19 protein-coding genes and 3 pseudogenes are annotated in these 21,154 nt (G+C 61.9%); 5 read left to right on the top strand and 17 right to left on the bottom strand.

The window, feature by feature from the left end:
- The 14 genes and pseudogenes from FSO04_RS47815 to urtA form a co-directional block, all read right to left on the bottom strand.
- Positions 1-82 (bottom strand): annotated as a pseudogene (locus tag FSO04_RS47815) (IS5/IS1182 family transposase); the annotation flags it as partial.
- 42 nt (positions 83-124) lie between these two features.
- Complete coding sequence (gene ureG / locus FSO04_RS34055; RefSeq protein ID WP_097391600.1) at positions 125-778, bottom strand: urease accessory protein UreG; 654 nt, start codon at positions 776-778, stop codon at positions 125-127.
- Between the two features lie 11 nt (positions 779-789).
- The gene (locus FSO04_RS34050) at positions 790-1,470 is read right to left on the bottom strand and encodes an urease accessory protein UreF (protein ID WP_154565946.1); all 681 of its coding nucleotides are present in this window, start codon (positions 1,468-1,470) and stop codon (positions 790-792) included.
- Complete coding sequence (gene ureE / locus FSO04_RS34045) at positions 1,457-2,188, bottom strand: urease accessory protein UreE (protein ID WP_154565943.1); 732 nt, start codon at positions 2,186-2,188, stop codon at positions 1,457-1,459. Before ureE ends, FSO04_RS34050 begins: the two co-directional genes overlap by 14 nt.
- 3 nt (positions 2,189-2,191) lie before the next feature.
- On the bottom strand, positions 2,192-3,898 hold the full coding sequence (gene ureC, locus FSO04_RS34040) for an urease subunit alpha (protein WP_154565942.1): 1,707 nt from the start codon (positions 3,896-3,898) through the stop codon (positions 2,192-2,194).
- 55 nt (positions 3,899-3,953) lie between these two features.
- The gene (locus FSO04_RS34035) at positions 3,954-4,259 is read right to left on the bottom strand and encodes an urease subunit beta (RefSeq protein WP_154565941.1); all 306 of its coding nucleotides are present in this window, start codon (positions 4,257-4,259) and stop codon (positions 3,954-3,956) included.
- 17 nt (positions 4,260-4,276) lie between these two features.
- Positions 4,277-4,579, bottom strand: a complete 303-nt coding sequence (gene ureA, locus FSO04_RS34030) for an urease subunit gamma (protein ID WP_154565940.1) — start codon at positions 4,577-4,579, stop codon at positions 4,277-4,279.
- Between the two features lie 171 nt (positions 4,580-4,750).
- Entirely contained in the window at positions 4,751-5,554 is an 804-nt protein-coding gene (locus tag FSO04_RS34025) for a transporter substrate-binding domain-containing protein (RefSeq protein ID WP_154565939.1), read from the bottom strand.
- Between the two features lie 223 nt (positions 5,555-5,777).
- Positions 5,778-6,659, bottom strand: coding sequence for an urease accessory protein UreD (locus tag FSO04_RS34020; RefSeq protein WP_154565938.1), 882 nt, complete (start codon positions 6,657-6,659; stop codon positions 5,778-5,780).
- A gap of 194 nt (positions 6,660-6,853) precedes the next feature.
- Entirely contained in the window at positions 6,854-7,546 is a 693-nt protein-coding gene (urtE, locus tag FSO04_RS34015; protein WP_154565937.1) for an urea ABC transporter ATP-binding subunit UrtE, read from the bottom strand.
- Between the two features lie 56 nt (positions 7,547-7,602).
- Positions 7,603-8,466, bottom strand: coding sequence for an urea ABC transporter ATP-binding protein UrtD (urtD, locus tag FSO04_RS34010; protein ID WP_154565936.1), 864 nt, complete (start codon positions 8,464-8,466; stop codon positions 7,603-7,605).
- Positions 8,463-9,647, bottom strand: a complete 1,185-nt coding sequence (gene urtC / locus FSO04_RS34005) for an urea ABC transporter permease subunit UrtC (protein WP_154565935.1) — start codon at positions 9,645-9,647, stop codon at positions 8,463-8,465. The genes urtD and urtC overlap by 4 nt, the downstream gene beginning before the upstream one ends.
- 1 nt (position 9,648) lies before the next feature.
- A complete protein-coding gene (gene urtB / locus FSO04_RS34000; RefSeq protein WP_233465066.1) occupies positions 9,649-11,274 on the bottom strand; it encodes an urea ABC transporter permease subunit UrtB in 1,626 nt (541 codons plus the stop codon).
- A 135-nt stretch (positions 11,275-11,409) separates the two neighbouring features.
- Positions 11,410-12,708, bottom strand: coding sequence for an urea ABC transporter substrate-binding protein (gene urtA, locus FSO04_RS33995; RefSeq protein WP_154565934.1), 1,299 nt, complete (start codon positions 12,706-12,708; stop codon positions 11,410-11,412).
- 350 nt (positions 12,709-13,058) lie between these two features.
- Between urtA and FSO04_RS47810 the strand changes: the two are divergent.
- Positions 13,059-13,954, top strand: a pseudogene (locus FSO04_RS47810) (aminotransferase class III-fold pyridoxal phosphate-dependent enzyme); the annotation flags it as partial.
- 40 nt (positions 13,955-13,994) lie between these two features.
- Here the strand turns inward: FSO04_RS47810 and FSO04_RS47805 are convergent.
- The 3 genes and pseudogenes from FSO04_RS47805 to FSO04_RS33970 all read right to left on the bottom strand — a co-directional run.
- Positions 13,995-15,128: pseudogene (locus tag FSO04_RS47805) on the bottom strand (TolC family protein); the annotation flags it as partial.
- Between the two features lie 13 nt (positions 15,129-15,141).
- Positions 15,142-15,465 carry a rhodanese-like domain-containing protein gene (locus tag FSO04_RS33975; RefSeq protein ID WP_054042884.1) on the bottom strand — a complete coding sequence of 108 codons (324 nt, stop codon included), beginning with the start codon at positions 15,463-15,465 and terminating at the stop codon, positions 15,142-15,144.
- 59 nt (positions 15,466-15,524) lie between these two features.
- On the bottom strand, positions 15,525-16,178 hold the full coding sequence (locus FSO04_RS33970; protein WP_154565931.1) for a protein-L-isoaspartate O-methyltransferase family protein: 654 nt from the start codon (positions 16,176-16,178) through the stop codon (positions 15,525-15,527).
- Positions 16,179-16,476: 298 nt separating this feature from the next.
- On the opposite strand from FSO04_RS33970, the gene FSO04_RS33965 reads away from it, so the two are divergent.
- The 4 genes from FSO04_RS33965 to FSO04_RS33950 all read left to right on the top strand — a co-directional run bounded on the left by FSO04_RS33965 (position 16,477) and on the right by FSO04_RS33950 (position 21,093).
- Complete coding sequence (locus tag FSO04_RS33965) at positions 16,477-17,562, top strand: LacI family DNA-binding transcriptional regulator (RefSeq protein WP_154565930.1); 1,086 nt, start codon at positions 16,477-16,479, stop codon at positions 17,560-17,562.
- Positions 17,563-17,565: 3 nt separating this feature from the next.
- Positions 17,566-19,053: a sugar ABC transporter ATP-binding protein gene (locus tag FSO04_RS33960; protein WP_154565929.1), complete on the top strand. Its 1,488-nt coding sequence runs from the start codon at positions 17,566-17,568 to the stop codon at positions 19,051-19,053.
- The gene (locus FSO04_RS33955) at positions 19,034-20,047 is read left to right on the top strand and encodes an ABC transporter permease (protein WP_154565928.1); all 1,014 of its coding nucleotides are present in this window, start codon (positions 19,034-19,036) and stop codon (positions 20,045-20,047) included. Before FSO04_RS33960 ends, FSO04_RS33955 begins: the two co-directional genes overlap by 20 nt.
- A gap of 83 nt (positions 20,048-20,130) precedes the next feature.
- Positions 20,131-21,093 (top strand): substrate-binding domain-containing protein, encoded by a 963-nt coding sequence (locus tag FSO04_RS33950; RefSeq protein WP_154565927.1) that lies wholly within the window; start codon positions 20,131-20,133, stop codon positions 21,091-21,093.
- Positions 21,094-21,154: the final 61 nt, after the last annotated feature.

Raw genomic sequence — 21,154 nt, 5'->3', positions numbered from 1 at the left:
TCAGCGTCAGATACGGTGCCGCGAAGCTCCATTCTTCGTCGGATACATCGCTCGGATACCCTTTGCGGTCTGCTCTTTTCATCCCACCAGGATACCAGGTCTCACACAAAGTGCCTAACACGCTCTAGGCCTTCAACAACCCCTTCTTTTCGATAAACTTCACCACCACATCCAGTCCGTCGAGCGCCTTCAGATTGCACATCACGAACGGGCGCTCGCCGCGCATCTTCTTCGCGTCTGAAGCCATTACCTCCAGATTCGCGCCGACCATCGGTGCGAGATCGGTCTTGTTGATCACCAGCAGATCCGATTTCGTAATGCCTGGGCCGCCTTTGCGCGGAATCTTTTCGCCGCCAGCTACGTCGATTACGTAGATCGTCAGGTCTGACAGTTCTGGACTGAAGGTCGCCGCGAGGTTGTCGCCGCCCGATTCGATGAACACGATGTCTGCATCGGGAAAACGCGTCAGCATGCGGTCGACGGCTTCGAGGTTGATCGACGCGTCTTCACGAATCGCCGTGTGCGGGCAGCCGCCCGTTTCCACGCCCATGATCCGCTCGGCCGGCAGCGCGCCTGCTACGGTCAACAGACGCTGGTCTTCCTTCGTATAGATGTCGTTGGTGATCGCGACGAGGTCGTACTGCTCGCGCATCGCCTTGCAGAGCATTTCGAGCAACGTGGTCTTGCCCGAGCCGACCGGGCCGCCGACGCCCACGCGCAGCGGCGGCAGTTTCTTCGTGCGGACAGGCGGGTGAGCGGGGTGATGAGGTGCGTTCATGATGGGTCGTTTTAAGAGCGAAAGAGCCGCGAATACTGCGACTCGTGACGCGCCGACAGAATGCCTAATTGCGGCGCGAAGGTGTTGATGTTGTCGGGTGGCGTGGCCAAGGCTCGTGTGACGGCTGCGTCGATCGGCTCACGCATCGCGACGATGATGCGCTGGCCGGCGAGCTGGCCGAGTGGCACGGCCTTCAATGCGGCGGCGGCCTGGTTTTCCACCCAGCTGAATGCGTAGGCGGCGAGCGCGGCGTCAGGCGCTGTATCGTGGGCGAAAGCGGCGAAGGCGAAAGCCGTGGGTTGGGCCAAGGGCTTGAGCGATGCCAGCGTTGTACGCCGTTCTGCGTCGCCCCATTCGAGCGAGACGCACAACTGTCGTAGTGACCAGCCCATCTGTTCCGTCTCGCGCTTGAGTTCAGCGGACTCACGGCTTGCAAGGAATTCGCTGTTTGCTTCCTTCAGACCATCTGCATCGTGCGCTCGCCAGCGCTCCATCTGATGCGCAAGAAACGGCAACTCGCCTCGCGCAAGCACGTCGGTTAGACCGCTCGCGATCCAATCGCGTGCGGAATCGGCGTCGGTGATGAGTTGCGCTTCGATCGCGGCTTCGAGACCCTGCGAGTAGCTGAACGCGCCGATCGGCAATGCCGGCGACGCGAGATGCAGTAGCGCTGTGAGTTCAGCGATGCGCATGGTGATGACGGTGCCCGTGGCCGCACGATTCGTCGTGGATGTGATCGTCGTCTTTGGAATCGTGCGAATGGTTGTGGCCGTGGTCATGTTCTTGCGAGTGACCGTGCGCGTGGCTGTGACTGTGACCGTGTTCATGATCCGAGTGATCATGCTCGTGCGAGTGGTCGTGGCCATGCTCATGATCGTTCGAATGCTCATGCCCATGATGCTCGCCGAACACCTGCTGAGCTAACGCATAGTCTTCAGCAAAGGTCTCATCGTGACCATGCTTGTGACCACCGCCATACGCGCCGGATTCCGGCTGGAACGGCATCGACACCTGATCGACGCTTGCGCCGATGCGCTTGAGCATATCGGCCAGCACCGGATCGTATTCAAGCTTCAGATAATCCACGCCGACTTCCACCGGCGTGTGACGATTGCCGAGGTGATAAGCGGCGCGCGTCAAAGTCAGGGCATCTTTCGCGCGGACAACCAGCACGGTTTCAGGAGCAGCGACCACGCGCACCAAACCACCATCATCAGCGACCAGAACATCCCCATCGCGCAGCACCGTACCGCGCGGCAACAGAAGCGCAACTTCCTCACCGTTATCGAGCGTTGCCGCGAGACGACTCTTGCGACGGTCATCAAAAGCAAGCGTCAAAGTCGGCGCGCGCTTCACCAGAACAGGTGCCAGCTTCAGATGCGGTGCAATCAGTTTGTCGATAGTGCGCATGGCTTAGAACAAAAAGTAACGCTGCGCCATCGGCAGCACGGTTGCCGGCTCGCAAGTCAGCAACTGCCCGTCGGCGATGACCTGATACGTCTCAGGATCGACGCTGATCGCCGGACGCCACGCGTTGTGAATCATGTCCGCCTTCGTGATCTTGCGGCAGTTCTTCACAGCAACGATACGCTTATTCAGGCCATAACGTTCACCGACGCCCGCATCGGCAGCCATCTGCGAAACGAAGGTCAGGGAAGTACGTCCCAACGCACCGCCACGCGTCGCGAACATCTCGCGATAGTGGACCGGCTGCGGCGTCGGGATCGACGCGTTCGGATCACCCATCTGCGCCATCGCGATCATGCCGCCCTTCAGGATCAGCGACGGTTTGATGCCGAAAAACGCCGGTTCCCAGAACACCAGATCGGCCCATTTGCCCGGCTCGATCGAGCCGACTTCATGCGAGATACCGTGCGTGATGGCCGGGTTGATCGTGTACTTGGCAACGTAACGCTTCGCGCGGAAATTGTCGTGCCGTGCGTTATCTTCAGGCAGCGCCCCGCGTTGCACCTTCATCTTGTGCGCGGTCTGCCACGTGCGGATGATCACTTCGCCCACACGTCCCATCGCCTGCGAATCCGACGACAGCATCGACAACGCGCCGAGGTCGTGCAGAATGTCTTCGGCAGCAATCGTCTCGCGACGAATGCGCGATTCGGCAAAGGCGATATCTTCCGCAATCGACGGGTCCAGGTGGTGGCACACCATCAGCATGTCGAGATGCTCTTCGAGCGTGTTGACGGTGTACGGGCGCGTCGGATTGGTCGACGAGGGCAGCACGTTCGCTTCGCCGCACACCTTGATGATGTCCGGAGCGTGGCCGCCGCCCGCGCCTTCCGTGTGATAGGTGTGGATCGTGCGGCCCTTGAACGCAGCCACGGTCGCTTCAACGAAACCGGCTTCGTTCAGCGTATCCGTGTGGATCGCGACCTGCGTGTCGGTGTCGTCGGCGACGGAAAGACAGTTGTCGATTGCAGCCGGCGTCGTGCCCCAGTCTTCGTGCAGCTTCAAACCGATCGCACCCGCGGCGATCTGTTCAAGCGCCGGTTGCGGCTGGCTCACATTGCCCTTGCCGAGAAAGCCGAGATTCATCGGATAACCATCGGCCGCTTGCAGCATGCGTTCGAGATGCCACGGACCCGGCGTGCAAGTCGTCGCGTTCGTGCCCGTTGCCGGACCCGTGCCGCCGCCAAGCATTGTCGTCACGCCGCTCGCGAGTGCTTCTTCGATCTGCTGCGGGCTGATGAAGTGGATGTGCGTATCGATGCCACCCGCCGTCACGATCAGACCTTCACCCGCGATCACTTCAGTGGACGCGCCGATCGCGATCGTCACGTTCGGCTGAATGTCGGGATTACCTGCTTTGCCGATCGCAGCGATGCGGCCGTTCTTGATGCCGATGTCGGCCTTGACGATGCCCCAGTGATCGAGAATCAGCGCGTTCGTCACGACGGTATCGACCACGTCGGCATGCACGCGTTGCGACTGGCCCATGCCGTCGCGAATAACTTTGCCGCCGCCGAATTTCACTTCTTCGCCGTAAGTCGTGAAGTCGCGCTCGACTTCGATCAGCAACTCGGTATCGGCGAGGCGCACGCGGTCGCCAGTGGTGGGGCCGAACATTTCCGCGTATGCGCGGCGGCCGATGCGTAATGTCATAGTGAGGGTCCGGAAATGAGCAGGGTGGTCAGAGCAAGCGTGCGCGGGTCGCGCATCAGAGCTTGCCCATCACCTTGCCGTTGAAGCCGTAGACGACGCGGTCGCCCGCCAGTTCGACCAGTTCGACGGTGCGTTCCTGCCCGGGCTCGAAGCGTACGGCGGTGCCTGCCGCGATGTTGAGCCGGAAGCCGCGCGCCGCTTCACGATCGAAGGAGAGCGACTCGTTCACTTCATAGAAGTGATAGTGCGAGCCGATTTGCACCGGACGATCGCCGGTATTCGACACGACCACCGTGACGGTGGCGCGGCCCGCGTTGAGTTCGTGTTCGCCGTCGTCGATGAGGAGTTCGCCGGGAATCATGGGGCTGCCTTGCGTGATTAGGGGATCGGGTGATGAACGGTGACGAGCTTGGTGCCGTCGGGGAACGTGGCTTCGACCTGGATGTCGGGGATCATTTCCGGCACGCCTTCCATCACATCGGCGCGCGTCAGCAGCGTGGTGCCGTAGTGCATGACCTCGGCGACGGTCTTGCCGTCACGGGCCGCTTCCATCAGCGCAGCGGTGATGAAAGCGACGGCTTCCGGGTAATTCAGTTTGAGGCCGCGAGCGCGGCGCCGTTCGGCGAGCAGCGCGGCGGTGAAGATCAGCAGCTTGTCCTTCTCGCGAGGTGTCAGCTTCATCGGATGTCAGGTTGGGTTACGCCTGTCCCAGCCAGGACAGGCGTTGGATGCGTTCGGGGTCGCGCTTCGTTGTGCGCCATCGCGGTCGCTCGAAATGCGACGCGAAACAAACCGCGACAAGCTTACTGCCAGATCAGCTTACAAAGATATCAAGCTGAATTAACGACCCGCTTACAGGTTGGTCGGCAAGGGCGCGCCGAACCACTTCTTCGACATCGTGTTGAGCGTGCCGTCCGCCTTCGCTTGGGCGATAGCGGCGTTGACCTTCGCCTGGAGCCGGCTTTCATTCTTGTTCATGCCGACGAAACATGGTGAATCCTTTATAACGAACTTAGGTTCCGGACGGCGCGGCGGATTCTTCGCATTAATCGCGGCGGCGACGATATTGCCGGCAGCGATCAACTGCACCTGACCTGAGAGAAACGCAGCGATGGTCGCGTTGTTATCTTCGAAGCGCTTGATGGTGGCGTTCGGCGCCATTTGCGTGAGGCCGATTTCTTCGAGCGCGCCGCGCGTGGCGCCGACCGTCTTGCCGGTGAGATCGGCGGGACCGGTGACCTTGATGTCGGCGGGACCGAACACGCCCTGGTAATACGGCGCGTAGGCCGCCGAGAAATCGATGACCTTGTCGCGCTCAGGCGTTTTGCCGAGCGACGAAATCACCAGATCGACCTTACCCGTTTGCAGATACGGAATGCGGTTCGCGCTATTGACCGGGACGAGTTCGAGCTTCACGTTCATCGACTTAGCGAGCATCGCGGCGGTATCGATGTCATAGCCTTGCGGCTTCATATCCGCGCCGACCGAGCCAAAGGGCGGATAGTCTTCGGGAACTGCGACCTTCAGCACGCCGGCTTTGGCGATGTTGTCGAGCGTATCCGCGTGGGCGGCGGGCGCATTGATGGCGAGAACGGGCGAGAGCAGCAGTGCGGCGAGCCAGGCGCGGCGCGCAGGGCGAAGGGTCGATCGGGTCATGTTAGGCGAGCGGTGGTAGCGGGTGGTCGGCTGCCGTCAGGACGCGGCAGCATCGTGGGGGATTTCGACGCAAGGTATGTGCCATGGCGGTGCAGCATGGCTTGGCGGGACGAAAGACGTCGAGAGCACCGATTTGGAGCAGGCGGGCGCGCCAGATTGGTGCTCTCGACGTCTTACGAAGGTGAAAGGCGCGCTGCGCTGCTAGGCGCCAATGCTCAGCGAATCAGGTCGACCAGATTCGAAGTGGCACAGCGTCGACACCATGCACGACCGGGCGCAACTGAAGCCAGCATTGAGTCAAAGCACGCTGCAGCGTCTCCATTGACCGCGACACCGCCCGCACGAGTAAAACCCCTTCAGTGACACAGGAAGCCGCTGCCCGCAACGAGTCATCAAATGGCAACTGGGCAGTGAGCGCTTCAGCGAGTGCATCATCGCAGGCCGCCCCGACAGCCCATAGCGTTCCATACGCAGGAAACCCCGCAAGGCCTTGCGCGGCATCCCGCAATGAATCTTCCGCGCTGAGGCTCGCACGCTCGAGCCAAAGCGCCTCACCGTTCGCGCCAGCGATCCGCGATACGGCTCGCAACTGCCCGTTTGACCACCGCTCACCAGCCGCTTGCCGGCCAAGCTGAGTCGCATCCCACCCAATTGCGGTAGCGCCTTCGCCAAGCGTCAGCGAAAAATCCAGCATTGCGTTGGCGTGATCGAAAACGATATTGTTCTGCGGCAGCCAGTCGAGCTTCGCCTGCGGGCCGACGCGCACCGCAATATTCTGCCGTGCCGCACGGCCGTTGGACTTGTACCACTTGGTTGCGCCGGGCGTGGTGATGACGGCATGGGCGCTGTCGCCGACATCCACGTCGATATCGAGTTGATCGCCGCCCGCGATCCCGCCCGGCGGATGCACGATTACTGCGTGGCAGATCGCATGGCCTTCCGGATAGAGCGGCCGTTGCACGCGTAACGGCCCATCATGCAGCCGATGCTTGAGGGTGGTCCGTTCGCCGTCTTTGACGAAGCCGAGTTCGAGGCGCGCGCGCCATTGTGAGTGCGCACTGAGTTGCGCGGTGGCGAGTGCAGTGTGGTTTTCGTGAAGCGACATGCGAGCGGACTTGCGAATGAATGAGCGGCTGGGCGCGTATTGGGCACAGTAACGGACGCGGCAACAGACGCGGCAACAGACGCGTCAATGCGCAGCGTGCCCGCACGCGTTAGGCAACGACGAGCCGCGTTGCCACAGGATGCGGCGAGAATAGCACGCCGTGCTGATTGTGCGGTTTGCGCTGCTTGTGCCGCTCAGACGGCGATCAGTGCACGTACGCCATCGGTATCCATGTTCGCGCCTTCACCGCCCGCGACGATTTCCCCGCGGCTCATCACCCAATACCGATCAGCGATTTCCTTGGCGAAGTCGTAATACTGTTCGACGAGCAGCACGGTCATGCCCATTTCTTCGACCAGTTGACGCAGCGTGCGGCCAATGTCCTGAATGATCGAGGGCTGGATACCTTCGGTGGGTTCATCGAGGATCAGCAATTGCGGATCGCACATCAACGCTCGGCCGATCGCGAGCTGTTGCTGTTGACCGCCGGAGAGGTCGCCACCGCGGCGGCTGCGCATGTCCTTCAGGACGGGGAAGAGTTCGTAGATACGGTCCGGGATTTTCTTCGGGGCTTTTTTGCTGGCAGCGCCGACCAGCAGATTTTCTTCGACGGTCAGCCTCGGGAAGATGTCGCGGCCTTGCGGGACGTAGGCGAGGCCTTTTTCTACACGCGAGTAAGTCGGCAGCTTGGTGATCGGTGCGCCGCGCCAGGCGATCGAGCCGCTCTTGGTCTGGACGACACCCATCAGGCATCGAAGCAAGGTTGTCTTGCCCACGCCGTTGCGACCCAGTAGGACAGTGAGCTTGCCGTCGGGCACGGTGAGTTTCACATCACGAAGAATGTGGCTGCCGCCGTAGTACTGGTTGAGGTTTTCCACTTCTAGCATGTCGGTCGATCCTTGAATTCTGGTGGCTTGTTGCGGCCGTGGTTTGATTGCGGCCATTACCGCCCGAGATAAGACTCGATCACCGTCTCATCTCTCTTCACCTCATCAAGCGTGCCGTGGGCGAGCACTCGCCCTTCGGCCATCACCGTGACCTTCCCCTTCTCACCCGATAGCGCCGCGACAAACTCCATGTCGTGTTCGACAACCATCATCGAGCAACTCCCACGCAAGTGATTGAGCAGCTCGGCCAATTGCATGGTCTCGTCATCGGTCATGCCCGCGGCAGGCTCGTCGAGCAACAGAAGCGCCGGTTGCTGCATCAGCAACATCCCGATCTCGAGCCGCTGTTTCTGTCCATGCGACAACTCACCGGCAAGCCGCCGCGCTTCGCTCTCCAAGCCAATCAAAGACAACGTCTCTTCAATCCGCGCTTGCGCCTCACGATCCAGTCGCGCACGCAACGAAGCCCACCATCCCTTGTCAGCCTTCATAGCCAACTCAAGGTTTTCCCACACAGGATGCTGTTCAAAAACAGTAGGTTTCTGAAACTTGCGCCCAATCCCGGCGCGCGCAATAGAAGGCTCATTCATCCGCGTCAGATCAATCGACTGCCCCAGAAAAACCTTGCCAGAATCCGGTTCGGTCTTCCCGGTGATGACATCCATCATCGTCGTCTTGCCGGCGCCATTCGGTCCGATGATGCAACGCAACTCTCCCGCGTTGATCGATAAAGTCAGCGCATTCAATGCGCGAAACCCATCGAAACTCACGGTCACGTCTTCAAGGTAAAGAATCGTTCCGTGTGAAATATCGATCTCGCCCGGCACCACCGCGTGCCCCATGCTCATGACACCGCTTAACGACCGTTCAGCAGGCTCTTCAGGTAATGCAAGATCAGGGACCATCGGGTTTTCGTTCATACGCGATCCCTCTTGCGCGTCACCATTTCGATCAACCCCATGATGCCGTTGGGCAACAACAGCGGGACCAGCACGAAAATCAGCCCAAGAAAGAACAGCCAGTATTCAGGGAAGTTCGCCGTAAAAAAGCTCTTCGCGCCGTTCACCGCGAACGCGCCGATGATCGGTCCGATCAAGGTGCCGCGTCCACCCACCGCAACCCAGATCGCCATCTCGATCGAGTTGCCCGGCGACATCTCGCCCGGGTTGATGATGCCGACCTGCGGCACATACAATGCGCCAGCAACCCCGCACAAAATGGCGGAGACGGTCCAGACGAACAACTTGTACGCGAGCGGGCTGTAGCCGAGGAACATCAAACGCGTTTCGCCATCGCGCACCGCAGTGACCACGCGGCCGAGCTTCGACGTGACGATTGCCCGCGCGCCGATGAAGGCCAGGATCAACACCGCAAACGTGATCAGCAGGAGGGCAGTGCGCGTGCCCGGATGCGTAATCGGAAAACCACCGATACGCTTGAAGTCGGTAAAGCCGTTGTTGCCGCCGAATCCCGTTTCGTTGCGGTAGAACAGCAGCATGGCGGCAAACGTCATCGCCTGCGTGATGATCGACAGGTACACGCCTTTCACCCGCGAACGGAACGTGAAGAAGCCGAACACCCACGCGACCACCGCCGGCACCAGCACAACCAGCAGCAGCGCGTAGCCGAGATGCTGCGTGCCTTGCCAGTACCACGGCAGTTGGTGCCAGTCGAGAAACACCATGAAGTCGGGCAGGTCGCTGCCGTATTTGCCTTCGTGGCCGATCGAACGCATCAGGTACATGCCAATCGCGTAACCGCCCAACGCAAAGAACAGCGCGTGTCCGAGACTCAGAATGCCGCAGTAGCCCCACACGAGATCGAGTGCCAGCGCGGCGATCGCGTAGCACATGAACTTGCCGGTGATCGTCATCGCGTACGCGGACAGATGGAACGCGCTCGTTTCCGGGACCACCAGCGTCGCGAACGGCACGCCGAGACCGAACACGATGATCAGTGCGATCAGCGCGAGCCACGCGCGGCGTGACAGCAATGCAGGACGCGGCGGCAAGCCGAGCGCGAAGCCGGACTGCGCCTCGCGTCCGGCAGAAGCGCCACTGCTCGCTGAGCCGACGTGAGCCGAAGAGGTAGCCGATGTCATCTCATGCCTCCGCGCTACGGCCCTTGAGGGCGAACATACCCTGCGGACGCTTCTGGATGAACAGCACGATCAGCACGAGCACCGCGATCTTGGCGAGAACCGCGCCCCAGAACGGCTCGATCGCCTTGCTGATCAACCCGAGACCGAAGCCGCCGATCACCGTGCCGGCGAGTTGGCCGACACCGCCAAGCACCACGGCCATGAACGAATCGATGATGTAGCTCTGGCCGAGATCCGGGCCCACATTGCCGATCTGCGACAGCGCACAGCCACCCAAGCCGGCAATGCCTGCGCCAAACGCGAACGCATACGAATCGACACGCGCGGTTTTTACGCCGACGCATGCTGCCATTCGCCGGTTTTGTGTGACGGCTCGCACGAACAGACCCAGCCGGGTTTTAGTCAGGACAGCCCATGCAATCCCGACGACGATCAGCGAAAACGCCAGAATCGCCAGCCGGTTGTACGGCAGAATCAGATTGGGCAGCACGGTTACGCCGCCGCTCATCCATGCGGGGTTGATCACCTGGACGTTCTGCGCGCCGAACACCATACGTGTCGCCTGAATCAGAATCAGGCTGACGCCAAAGGTGGTCAGCAGGGTCTCGAGCGGACGGCCGTACAGATGCTTCAACACCAGCCGTTCGAGCACGATGCCGACCAGTCCGGCTGCGGCGAATGACGCCGGCACGGCCAGCAGCGGATACCAGTCGAACGCACCGGGCGCAAAGCGCTGGAACAGGTTCTGCACGACGTAGGTCGCGTACGCGCCGATCATCAGGAATTCGCCGTGCGCCATGTTGATGACGCCAATCAAGCCATACGTGATCGCGAGGCCCAATGCAGCGAGCAGCAGCACGCTGCCAAGCGACAAGCCCGCGAACAGTGTGCCGGCGATCTGGCTGCGGCGCTGGATCGAATCGAGTTCATCGATGCCGCTTTGCGCGGCGGAGCGCACGCGATCGTCCGCTTCGTTGAAGGTGCCGTCCGGTTTCTTCGCGACGAGCGGGCGCAGCAGTTCGTTCATGTCGAGATCGTGCCGCGCGGCGACCAGTTGCACGGCTTCGAGCCGCTTGGCCGGGTCGGCGTCGTGCAACGCGGTCATCGCCCACAACGTGTCGAGACGCTTCTTCAGTGCCGGGTCGGTTTCTTTTGCACGCGCCGCATCAACCAGCGGTTTGATCGACGGGTCTGGGTTTTGCAGCAATTCGGTGATGGCGGCGTCGCGCGTGGCGGCATCGGGTGAATCGAGTTGCAGACCCGAGAGTGCGCCCGCCACTTTCGAGCGCAGTAAGTTGTTCAGGGTGACCGGTTGCGCGTCGCCCGCGGCGACCGTTTTACCGGTGATAGCATCGCGTGCCGTGTCGCCGTCTTGCAGCAGCACCGCGCCGGAATCGGTGGCGAGTGCGCTGTCCTCGGAGAGGGCTTTAAGCACCGCGAGTGATTCTTTGTCGTGGTTGGCAATCAGTTTGTCGATTGCCGCGGATTTTGCATCGAAGTCGTCACCGGCGAGCGGCGCGACATCGGCCGGAGTGAGCGCGAAGGCGGCAAGCGGCGCGCTAACGATAAGCGCGAGCGCGAGGCCGCCGATGCTGCGTCGTGCGAATTTCGGAAATGAAAACGCCATGATGGCCTTTGAAGAAAAACCGGCGAGGCGGCGCGGCATCGAGGTGATGCACCGGTGCCACGCCGTTGTCATGCGTCTTGCAGCGTCCTGTCGGGCAGAGCAGCAGTTCAGCCCCGGCTCTGCCCAGGTTCAGGCTCAGGCGACCCGCGAGCGCTTCAGGAATGCGGGAATCGAACTGACCACATCCGGCTTGCTCGAATTGCCGGCGATGAACGGGCTCCACGGCTGCGCGCGAACCGCGGTCTTGGTACGCCACACCACGTTGAACTGGCCGTCGGCACGCACTTCGCCGATCATCACCGGCTTGTGCAGATGGTGATTGCCGTCCATTTCGAGCGTGAAGCCCGACGGCGCCGCAAACGTCTGGCCGACCATCGCCACACGCACCTTGTCCACGTCCGTGCTCTTCGCTTTTTCGACGGCCTGCTTCCACATATGGATGCCGACGAAAGTCGCTTCCATCGGGTCATTGGTCACGCGCTTGGTGCCGCCCGGCAGGTTGTTGTCCTTGACCCAGGCAGCCCATTGCTTCTTGAACTTCTCGTTGGCCGGATTGCGCAGCGACATGAAGTAGTTCCATGCCGCGAGATTGCCGACCAGCGGCTTCGTATCGATGCCGCGCAGTTCTTCTTCGCCGACCGAGAATGCGACCACCGGCACGTCAGACGCCTTTAGTCCCTGGTTGCCGAGTTCCTTGTAGAACGGCACGTTCGAGTCGCCGTTGACGGTCGAGATCACCGCGGTCTTGCCGCCCTGCGAGAACGTCTTGATGTTCGCGACGATGGTCTGATAGTCGCTGTGGCCGAACGGCGTGTAGACCTCCTGGATATCGGCTTCCTGCACGCCTTTCGACTTGAGGAACGCGCGCAGGATCTTGTTGGTCGTGCGGGGGTACACATAGTCGGTGCCCAGCAGGAAGAAGCGCTTGGCGCCGCCGCCTTCCGTGCTCATCAGGTATTCGGTTGCCGGAATTGCTTGCTGATTCGGCGCGGCGCCCGTGTAGAACACGTTGCGCGACATCTCTTCGCCTTCGTACTGCACCGGGTAGAACAGCAGCCCGTTCAGTTCTTCGAACACCGGCAGCACCGACTTGCGCGACACCGACGTCCAGCAGCCGAACACGACGGCGCACTTTTCCTGGGTGATCAGCTGACGCGCTTTTTCGGCAAACAGCGGCCAGTTCGATGCCGGGTCCACAACCACTGGTTGCAGTTGGCGGCCCATGACGCCGCCATTCTTGTTGATGTCCGCGATGGTCATCAGCGCGGTGTCTTTGAGCGATGTTTCCGAGATCGCCATCGTGCCGGAGAGGGAATGTAGAACGCCTACTTTAATCGGACCGCTGCCCGATTGCGCCTGAGCAAACGGAACCTGACCTGCAAGCGCCAATGCGCCCGACATGGAGCCGAACTTCAACAGACTACGACGTTTCATGTATTTCCCCTTGCCATTGATGGTGAATGTTTATGGGCGTCGATTTCAGCCAGCAGGGCTTATCCCGCATGACTTGCCGCTTGTGTACTGCAAGGCACATGCCATGCAGTAATTTCGACTTGAAGTCCACGGATCGCGTGCTGCGACTCGGTGGTTCGCCGCCTAAGTTATGCGCAACGCGGCGCAAAATTGGTGCAGGAGCAGGGCGTGCGCCTCGTTCAGGTGCGTGCCGCGCCGCAACGAAGCGTAGCCGTCGGCCAGCGGGCGTCGGCGGTGCACGGTCGCTGCCCCTTTGTGCTTGCGCCGCGCTCTGCCTGGACTGAAAGACCAGCCACGCGAGGAGACACGACATGAATGAGCGCGCCAGCGTCAATACGCCCGATATGTCTGCGTTCTGGATGCCCTTTACGACGAACCGGCAGTTCAAAAGCGCGTCGCGTCTGCTGGAGAGCGCGAAGGGGATGTACTACACGTCAATCGATGGCCGGCGCATTCTCGACGGCACCGCCGGGCTGTGGTGCGTCAATGCGGGGCACTGCCGGGACGAGATCGTGGCGGCAGTGCAGGCGCAGGCGGCGGAGATGGATTTCGCTCCGACGTTTCAGATGAGGCATCCGAAGGCTTTTGAAGCCGCGACAAAAATCGCGCGGCATACGCCTGGGGATCTGAAGCACATCTTCTTTGTGAACTCGGGTTCGGAGGCGCTGGATACTGCGCTGAAGATTGCGTTGGCTTATCACCGGTCGCGTGGAGAAGGGTAGCGCACCCGGTTTAGTGGGTATCACGGCGTGGGATTCGGCGGGATTTCGGTGGGGGGATTGCGCCGAACTGCAAGGCGTTTTCGGGCGGCCTGTTGCCTGCTGTCGATCATTTGCCGCATACGCTGAATATCAAGGAGGCGGCGTTTTCGAAAGGACAACCGGTGTGGCGTGCGCATCTTGCCGATGAACTGGAGCGGCTCGTTACGTTGCACGATGCGTCGACGATTGCTGCGGTGACTGTTGAGCCAGTGGCTGGGTCGACCGGGGTGCTGATTCCGCCGCAAGGGTATTTGCAACGGTTGCGTGAGATTTGCGACAAGCACGGGATCCTGCTGATCTTCGATGAAGTGATTACCGGCTGGGGGCGTTTGGGTACGCCGTTCGCTGCGCAGTATTTCGGTGTGACGCCGGATCTGCTGACGATGGCCAAGGACACCAACAATGCGGCCGCTCCGATGGGAGCGGTTGCAGCGCGCGCACTTGTGCGAGCCCGCTCACCACACCGAGAAACGCTTGCCGCGCCGATAGCGCCGCATTGCGCCGAGTCGTATCGAGATCGGCAGCAGCCTGGTCTTCGAGCGCGCGCGTCTGACGCACACGGCTTTGCGTCGCGCCCCCCGTAAAGATCGGAATCGTGAGCTGCACGCCGATCGTGCTGTTCGTGTAAGTGGACCCCGGGTTGCCCAGTTCCGCGGCGAGCGCCGGCGTACCGGGCGAGGGCGTATTCGCACCGCTTCCAAAGCCACCACCGAAATTGCCGCCAAAGTTACCCGCACCAGCCGCACCGAGACTGCTGCGCGATCGGCTCGCCACCAGGTCCACGGTCGGCAGATGGCCGGCCTTGGCCTTCGATGTTTCGCGCTGTGCGCTATCCAGCGCGATCTGCTCCAGCACGACCTGGTAGTTCGCGTCGGTGGCCGCGTCGACCCACAGATTGATATCGGCGGGCACCGGCGGCGGCAGCGGCGCGCCGACGGCGAGACCATCCACGCGCTCGACCGGATGCCCGACAATCTGCTGCAACGTGGCGAGCTTCACCGCGAGATCGTTCTGCGCGGCAATTTCCTGCGAAATCGCCTGATCGTATTTAGCCTGGGCTTCGTTGGTATCGGTGATCGTCGTGTTACCGACTTCGAATGAATGCTTGGCCGATTCGAGCTGCTGGGCGATCGACGCCTTCTGCGAACGCACAATGGCGAGGCTGTCCTGTGAGGCGAGCGAGTCGAAATAAGCCTGACCATGCCGCACGATCAGATCCTGCCGCGCCTGTGCAAACGAGGCCTGCGCCGAATCCACCGCGAGCTTGCCCTGCGCTTAGCCGTACCAGCTATCGACGTGAATCAGCGGCTGCGTGAGCGAAATCGTGTAACCGTTGCTATTGCCATACGAGGCAGGAAAGCCGCCGCCGAAATCGGTGTTCTGGCGATTCGCAGTGAGCGACGCGGAGACTTGCGGCAGGAGTTTGGCGCGGGCCAGTGGCAACTCTTCGCTATTGGTGGCAAGCGCCGCACGCGCGCTTTGCAACTGCGCGTCGCTCGAGAGTGCTTCGTCGTAAAGCCGGGAGAAGCCGACGGCGTGTGCCGGGATCGGAAGAAACGCGAGAACCGCGCAATGAAGCGCCAGAGCGGCGGCGTGGACCGGCACCCGCCGACGGATCATCGCGACCGTGCGATCAATAGGTGGGAACGGTCGGATCGACCTGACGTGACCACGCGTCGATCCCGCCTTGCAGATTGAAGACGTTGGTATGACCGCGCGATTCGAGGAACATCGCGACCTGGGCGCTGCGCGCGCCGTGATGGCATACGCAGACGATTTGCACGTCGTCGTCGAGCTCTTCGCTGCGTGCGGGAATCTCACGCATCGGGATCGACACGGCGCCGGCGATCGACGCCGTCTGGATTTCCCACGGTTCGCGCACGTCGAGCAGCACGGGCGCAGGGCGCGATTGATCGGCGAGCCATTCAGCGAGCGCGGGAGCGGTCAGATTTTGCATCAGCAGGACATCCAGTTCAGAGGACGGCGGCGTGCCGGCCGTCCGGAAAAACGTGCGAATTAAAACTTGAAGCGCGGCGGCTGCACGGCGTTGATCAGCGGTTCGACATAGGTTTCGAACACGTCGGCAATGCGGTACTGCTTCTCGTCGATACGCGTGATGATTTGCGCCTTCATGACCGGCGCGGTGCCGACGAACGCCGCCAGGCGGCCACCGACCTTCAGGTGTTCGAGGATGTCCTGCGGCAGCACCGGCAGGCCGCCCGATACACAGATCACGTCGTACGGCGCGGCGTTGGCCCAGCCGCGCGAGGCGTCGCCCGTGACGACTTCGGCGTTCAGCACGCCGTTGGCGATGAGGTTGTTCTTCGCCAGTTCAGCCAGTTCCGGTTCGATGTCGACCGTCAGGACGTGCTGCGCGCGATGCGCGAGCAGGGCGGCCATGTAACCCGAGCCGGCGCCGATTTCGAGCACGCTTTCGTGTTTCTTCACCGCCAGTTCCTGCAGCACGCGCGCTTCGACGCGCGGCGCCAGCATGTGCTGGCCGGCCGGCAGCGGCACTTCGAAGTCGACGAAGGCCAGATCGCGGTAGACGGTGGGGACGAAGTTTTCACGCTTGACGATCGAGAGCAGATTCAGCACGTCCTGGTCGAGCACTTCCCAGGGGCGGATCTGCTGTTCGATCATGTTGAAACGCGCTTGCTCGATGTTCATGGTGGATTCGGCAGTGTGGTTTGGCGAGTTTGCGATTCTTTGCCACTGACCGGCGGCCTCGGGATGCGACTCCGGGGTACAACTCGGTACAAAGCAGGCCACGGCAGGGTAACTGCGGGATTGTACCAAATGGCGGCGCGGATCCACGCCGTCGCGGGCAGTGCGCCGCCGGGCCGAACCCTGGGCGGGCTCTCGCCATGCCTGCTCGACCCCGTGTTAATCCCTAGCGATCCGTCCTTGCGATTCCAGCCTCCATCGCCCAAAAATGTAATCGATTACATTTTCGAGGCGGATCCACTTGTCCAAGCCGGTGTCCAAAGTGGCCCCCGCGACGCCGTCGGCGTCGTCGAAGGCGCGCCCGCAGCCTGAGGCTCAGCCGCCGCGTCCGGCCGAGGGCCTTTCGATTGCTCAGGTGGCGGAGCAGGCGGGGGTCTCGGTGGCGACGGTGTCGCGCGTGCTGAACGGCCACGAGAACGTGCGGCCCGCCACGCGCGACAAGGTATTGGCGGCGGTCGACGCCAGCGGCTACCGCGTCAACGAACTCGCACGCAACCTGCGCACCGCCGAAAGCCGCCTGCTGCTGACGATGGTGCCCGACGTCGGCAACCCCTTCTACGCGGAGATCGTGCGCGGCATCGACAGCGTCGCGCGCCAGCACGGCTATTTCATGCTGCTATGCGATACGGGAGCCGATCCGGGGCGCGAGCGCAGCTATTTCGATCTGCTGCGCCGCCGCCGCGCGGACGGCGCGATCTGCCTCGATCCAGCCACTATCCAGCAGGCGCTCGGTGAGGCATCCAGCGCGCTGCCGTGGGTCGCGTGCTGCGAGTTCGATCCGGCCATGGGCGTGCCGTACGTCGGCATCGACAACTACCGGGCGGCGGGCGACGCAGTGCGGCATCTGCTCGCGCGTGGCCACCGGCGCATCGGCCTCATCAATTCGGATGTCGACTATCTGTACGCGCGGCAGCGTCAGCAAGGCTATCTGGACGCGTTGACCGAAGCGGGCATCGCGCCCGACGAGCGTTGGCGCATGAACCTGAACAGTCTCGACTACGAGGCGGGTGCATCGGCGGCGGCCTTGCTGATGCAGCAGCCTGACGCGCCGAGCGCGATCTTCGCCGTCTCCGACACGCTGGCGATCGGCGTGATCCACGGCTTGCGCAGCGTCGGCAAGCGCGTGCCGGACGATGTCGCGGTGGTCGGCTTCGACGATATCTCGCTCGCCGCACAAGTCGATCCGCCGCTGACCACAATCGCCCAGCCGATGCGCGAACTCGGCGAGACCGCCGCGCGCCTCCTGCTGCAGCGGCTTGCGAATCCGTTAGCGAATGTGCCGGGCGTGCTGCTGCCGCATCGGCTCGTGATCCGCGGGAGCGCTTAAGCCATGAGCCTCGCCGTTCGCTTCGACGATATTCGCAAAGATTTCGGGCCGGTGCGTGTGCTGCACGGGGTGAGCTTCGAGTTGGCACCGGGGCGCATCTACGGTTTGCTCGGCGAGAACGGCGCGGGTAAATCGACGCTGATGAAGATCCTCGCCGGCTACGAAACGGCGACCTCGGGCACCTTGCTGGTCGACGGCCACGTGCAGCAGTTCATCGGTTCGCGGGACGCGGAAGCGGCCGGCATCGTGCTGATTCACCAGGAGTTCAATCTCGCCGAGCATCTGACGATCGCGCAGAACATGTATCTCGGCCATGAAAAAAAGCGCGGCTGGTTCGTCGACGACGCTGCAATGCGCACCGAGGCCGCGCGTTTTCTCGCGCAGGTGGGGCTGGAGAAAGCGCCGGATACGAAAGTGCGCGAGTTGATCGTCGCGGAAAAGCAGATGGTGGAGATCGCAAAAGCGCTGTCACGTCGCGCGCGTTTGCTCATCATGGACGAACCGACTGCCACGCTCACGCCGGCCGAAACCGAGCGCCTCTTCACGCTGATGGCGAAGCTGAAAGCCGACGGCGTGACCATCGTCTACATCTCGCACAAGCTTGATGAAGTCGAGCGCATCACCGACGAAGTGATCGTGATGCGCGATGGCCGCTTCGTCGCACGTAGCGAAACCTCTGGGCTCGCGCGGCAGCAGATGGCGAATCTGATGGTCGGGCGCGACGTGTCCGATATGTTCCCCGACAAGATCACCGTGCCTGCCGACGCGCCGATTGCGTTAAAGGTAGAGGGCCTTGCTGTACCGGACTGGGTCGAAGACCTGAGCTTCGACGTGCGCGCCGGCGAAGTGCTGGGTTTCGCCGGCCTGGTCGGAGCAGGCCGCACCGAAGCATTCGAAGCGCTCATCGGCCTGCGCAAACGCACGGCGGGCCGCATCGAGATCGCCGGCCGCCGCGCCGATCTGAAGAGCCCGCGCGACGCCATGCGCCACGGCATTACGTATCTGAGCGAAGACCGCAAAGGCAAAGGCCTGCATGTGAATTTAAGCCTGCAGGACAACGTCACGCTGATGACGCTCGAACGCTACGCGCATCCCTTGCTCGACATGAAAGCGGGGCGCGCCGCCTTGACCCAGGCCGTGCACGACTTCGGGATTCGCACGGGCGATCTGTCGAGCCGCGCGCGTATGCTCTCCGGCGGCAATCAGCAGAAGCTCGCGCTCGCCAAGTTCCTGCAACCCGATCCTAACGTAATCGTGCTCGACGAGCCGACTCGCGGCGTCGATGTCGGCGCGAAACGCGACATCTATTTCCTGATCCATCGTCTCGCCGCGCAGGGCCGCGCGGTAATCGTCATTTCATCCGAACTGATCGAGCTGATTGGTTTGTGCCATCGCGTAGCGGTGATGCGTGCGGGACGCCTGCAAACCACGCTCACGCTCGAACATCTGACCGAAGAGGAGTTGATCGCCCATGCGACCGGCACCCACTGAAGCCGTCCAATCCGGCCGCGCGTTGCGCTTCGCGCATCGTCTGTATGCGCTCGGGCCGCTCGTTGGGCTGATCCTGCTGTGCATCGTCGGCACGCTGCTCAACCGCGATTTCGCGACGCTCGACAACATGATGAACGTGCTCACACGCACCTCGTTCATCGGCATCATCGCGGTCGGCATGACCTTCGTGATCATTTCGGGCGGCATCGATCTGTCGGTCGGGTCGATGGCGGCGCTGATCGCGGGCAGTATGATCTGGCTGATGAACGGACTTGCTGCGGGTGTCGGCGGTCATGCGTTCGCGCCTTTGCTGATTGTGACGCTCGGCATTGTGCTCGCGCTGGTGCTCGGTAGTTTGTTCGGCTGCGCGCACGGCCTGCTGATCACCAAAGGACGCATCGAGCCGTTCATCGTTACGTTGGGGACGTTGGGCATTTTTCGCGCGGTGCTGACGTGGCTCGCGGATGGCGGCGCGCTGACGTTGGATAACTCGTTGTCCGATCTATACGGACCGGTTTACTACGCGAGCCTCTTTGGTGTGCCCGTCCCGATCTGGGTGTTCCTGGTCGTTGCGGCGGGCGGCGCATTGATCCTCAATCGCACGGCGTTTGGCCACCACGTGCAGGCGATCGGCTCGAACGAACAGGTTGCGCGCTACGCGGCGATTCGCGTTGATACCGTGAAGATCGTGACGTACGTGCTGCTCGGTATCTGCGTCGGCGTTGCGACCGTGCTGTATGTGCCGCGGCTCGGCTCGGCTACACCGACCACCGGTCTGCTTTGGGAACTCGAAGCGATTGCGTCAGTGGTGGTGGGCGGCACTGCGTTAAAGGGCGGCGAAGGGCGCGTGGTCGGCACCGTGATCGGCGCGATCCTGCTTTCGGTGATCGCCAATATTCTGAATCTGACCAGCATCATCAGCGTGTATCTGAACGCGGCGGTGCAGGGCGTCGTGATTATCTTCGTCGCGTTTGTGCAGCGCGGACGGCGGTAGGTGGTGGGCGTTGAGCTTCAAGGGATACAACGGCAAGTTCGAGAATCGGGGCGCATGAACGCCTCATAATTGGAGACACAACCATGAAGCAAATCATTCGAGCGGTCGGCGCCGGCATGCTGGCGTTGGGGATGCTGGGCACGGCAGGCGTCGCGCGTGCCGATGAGAAAGTCACGCTGGGCGTCGCGATTCCGACAGCCGATCACGGCTTTACGGGCGGCATCGTCTGGTGGGCAAACAAGGCGAAAGCCGACCTGGAGAAAGCGCATCCTGATCTGAAGGTGATCGTGAAGACAGCGGCCGGTGCGCCCGAACAGGCGAACCAGTTGCAGGATCTGGTGACGGTGAACAAGATCAACGCACTGGTGATTTTCCCGTTCGAATCGGCCTCGCTCACGCAACCGGTGGCTCAGGTGAAGAAGAAGGGCGTGTACGTAACGGTAGTCGATCGCGGCCTGACGGACACCAGCGCACAGGATGCGTATGTTGCGGGTGACAACACCGCGTTCGGCAAGATTCCCGCCGAGTATTTGGCGAAAGCGCTCGACGGCAAGGGCGACATCGTCGCGCTGCGTGGCATTCCGACGACGCTCGACAACGAACGATGGACCGCGTTTACGGGCGTGCTGAAGGCGTATCCGAACATCAAGATCCTCGACGGCAAATACGCGAACTGGAATCGCGACGACGCCTTCAAGGTGATGCAGGACTACCTCACGCGCTTCAAGCACATCGACGCGGTCTGGGCCGCCGACGACGACATGGCCGTGGGCGTCCTCAAGGCGATCGAGCAGGCCAAGCGTACCGACATCAAGATCGTGTTCGGCGGTGCGGGTTCGAAGGGCATGGTGAAGAACGTGATGGACGGCGCACCGATGATCAAGGCGGACGTGTCGTACTCGCCGAAATTCATCTACGACGCCATCAAGCTCACGGCCGAAGCGCGTCTGAAGGGCGAAAAACTGCCGCCAACCACGATCATCCCGTCGGTGTTGATCACGAAGGAGAACGCGCAGCAGTTTTATTTTCCTGACTCGCCGTTCTGATCCTGGGTATCCGGCGCGCGCTTGCCATGTCTCTGTCGTAGAAGGGTGACAGGCGCGCCAT

The sequence above is a fragment of the Paraburkholderia madseniana genome (assembly GCF_009690905.1).
In the GTDB taxonomy this organism is placed as follows: Bacteria; Pseudomonadota; Gammaproteobacteria; order Burkholderiales; family Burkholderiaceae; genus Paraburkholderia; species Paraburkholderia madseniana.
Note: the sequence above shows the minus strand (reverse complement) of the source record. Positions and strands in the feature narration are given on the sequence as shown.

Coding starts and splice junctions, on each gene's coding strand:
- urtA (WP_154565934.1), bottom strand. CDS start 12,708: ATGAAACGTCGTAGTCTGTTGAAGTTCGGCTCCATGTCGGGCGCATTG.
- urtC (WP_154565935.1), bottom strand. CDS start 9,647: ATGACATCGGCTACCTCTTCGGCTCACGTCGGCTCAGCGAGCAGTGGC.
- FSO04_RS33955 (WP_154565928.1), top strand. CDS start 19,034: ATGCGACCGGCACCCACTGAAGCCGTCCAATCCGGCCGCGCGTTGCGC.
- FSO04_RS33950 (WP_154565927.1), top strand. CDS start 20,131: ATGAAGCAAATCATTCGAGCGGTCGGCGCCGGCATGCTGGCGTTGGGG.
- ureE (WP_154565943.1), bottom strand. CDS start 2,188: ATGCGCACTATCGACAAACTGATTGCACCGCATCTGAAGCTGGCACCT.
- ureC (WP_154565942.1), bottom strand. CDS start 3,898: ATGACATTACGCATCGGCCGCCGCGCATACGCGGAAATGTTCGGCCCC.
- FSO04_RS33975 (WP_054042884.1), bottom strand. CDS start 15,465: ATGCAAAATCTGACCGCTCCCGCGCTCGCTGAATGGCTCGCCGATCAA.
- FSO04_RS34020 (WP_154565938.1), bottom strand. CDS start 6,659: ATGTCGCTTCACGAAAACCACACTGCACTCGCCACCGCGCAACTCAGT.
- FSO04_RS33970 (WP_154565931.1), bottom strand. CDS start 16,178: ATGAACATCGAGCAAGCGCGTTTCAACATGATCGAACAGCAGATCCGC.
- FSO04_RS34050 (WP_154565946.1), bottom strand. CDS start 1,470: ATGCGCATCGCTGAACTCACAGCGCTACTGCATCTCGCGTCGCCGGCA.
- ureA (WP_154565940.1), bottom strand. CDS start 4,579: ATGAAGCTGACACCTCGCGAGAAGGACAAGCTGCTGATCTTCACCGCC.
- urtE (WP_154565937.1), bottom strand. CDS start 7,546: ATGCTAGAAGTGGAAAACCTCAACCAGTACTACGGCGGCAGCCACATT.
- ureG (WP_097391600.1), bottom strand. CDS start 778: ATGAACGCACCTCATCACCCCGCTCACCCGCCTGTCCGCACGAAGAAA.
- urtD (WP_154565936.1), bottom strand. CDS start 8,466: ATGAACGAAAACCCGATGGTCCCTGATCTTGCATTACCTGAAGAGCCT.
- FSO04_RS34025 (WP_154565939.1), bottom strand. CDS start 5,554: ATGACCCGATCGACCCTTCGCCCTGCGCGCCGCGCCTGGCTCGCCGCA.
- urtB (WP_233465066.1), bottom strand. CDS start 11,274: ATGGCGTTTTCATTTCCGAAATTCGCACGACGCAGCATCGGCGGCCTC.
- FSO04_RS33960 (WP_154565929.1), top strand. CDS start 17,566: ATGAGCCTCGCCGTTCGCTTCGACGATATTCGCAAAGATTTCGGGCCG.
- FSO04_RS34035 (WP_154565941.1), bottom strand. CDS start 4,259: ATGATTCCCGGCGAACTCCTCATCGACGACGGCGAACACGAACTCAAC.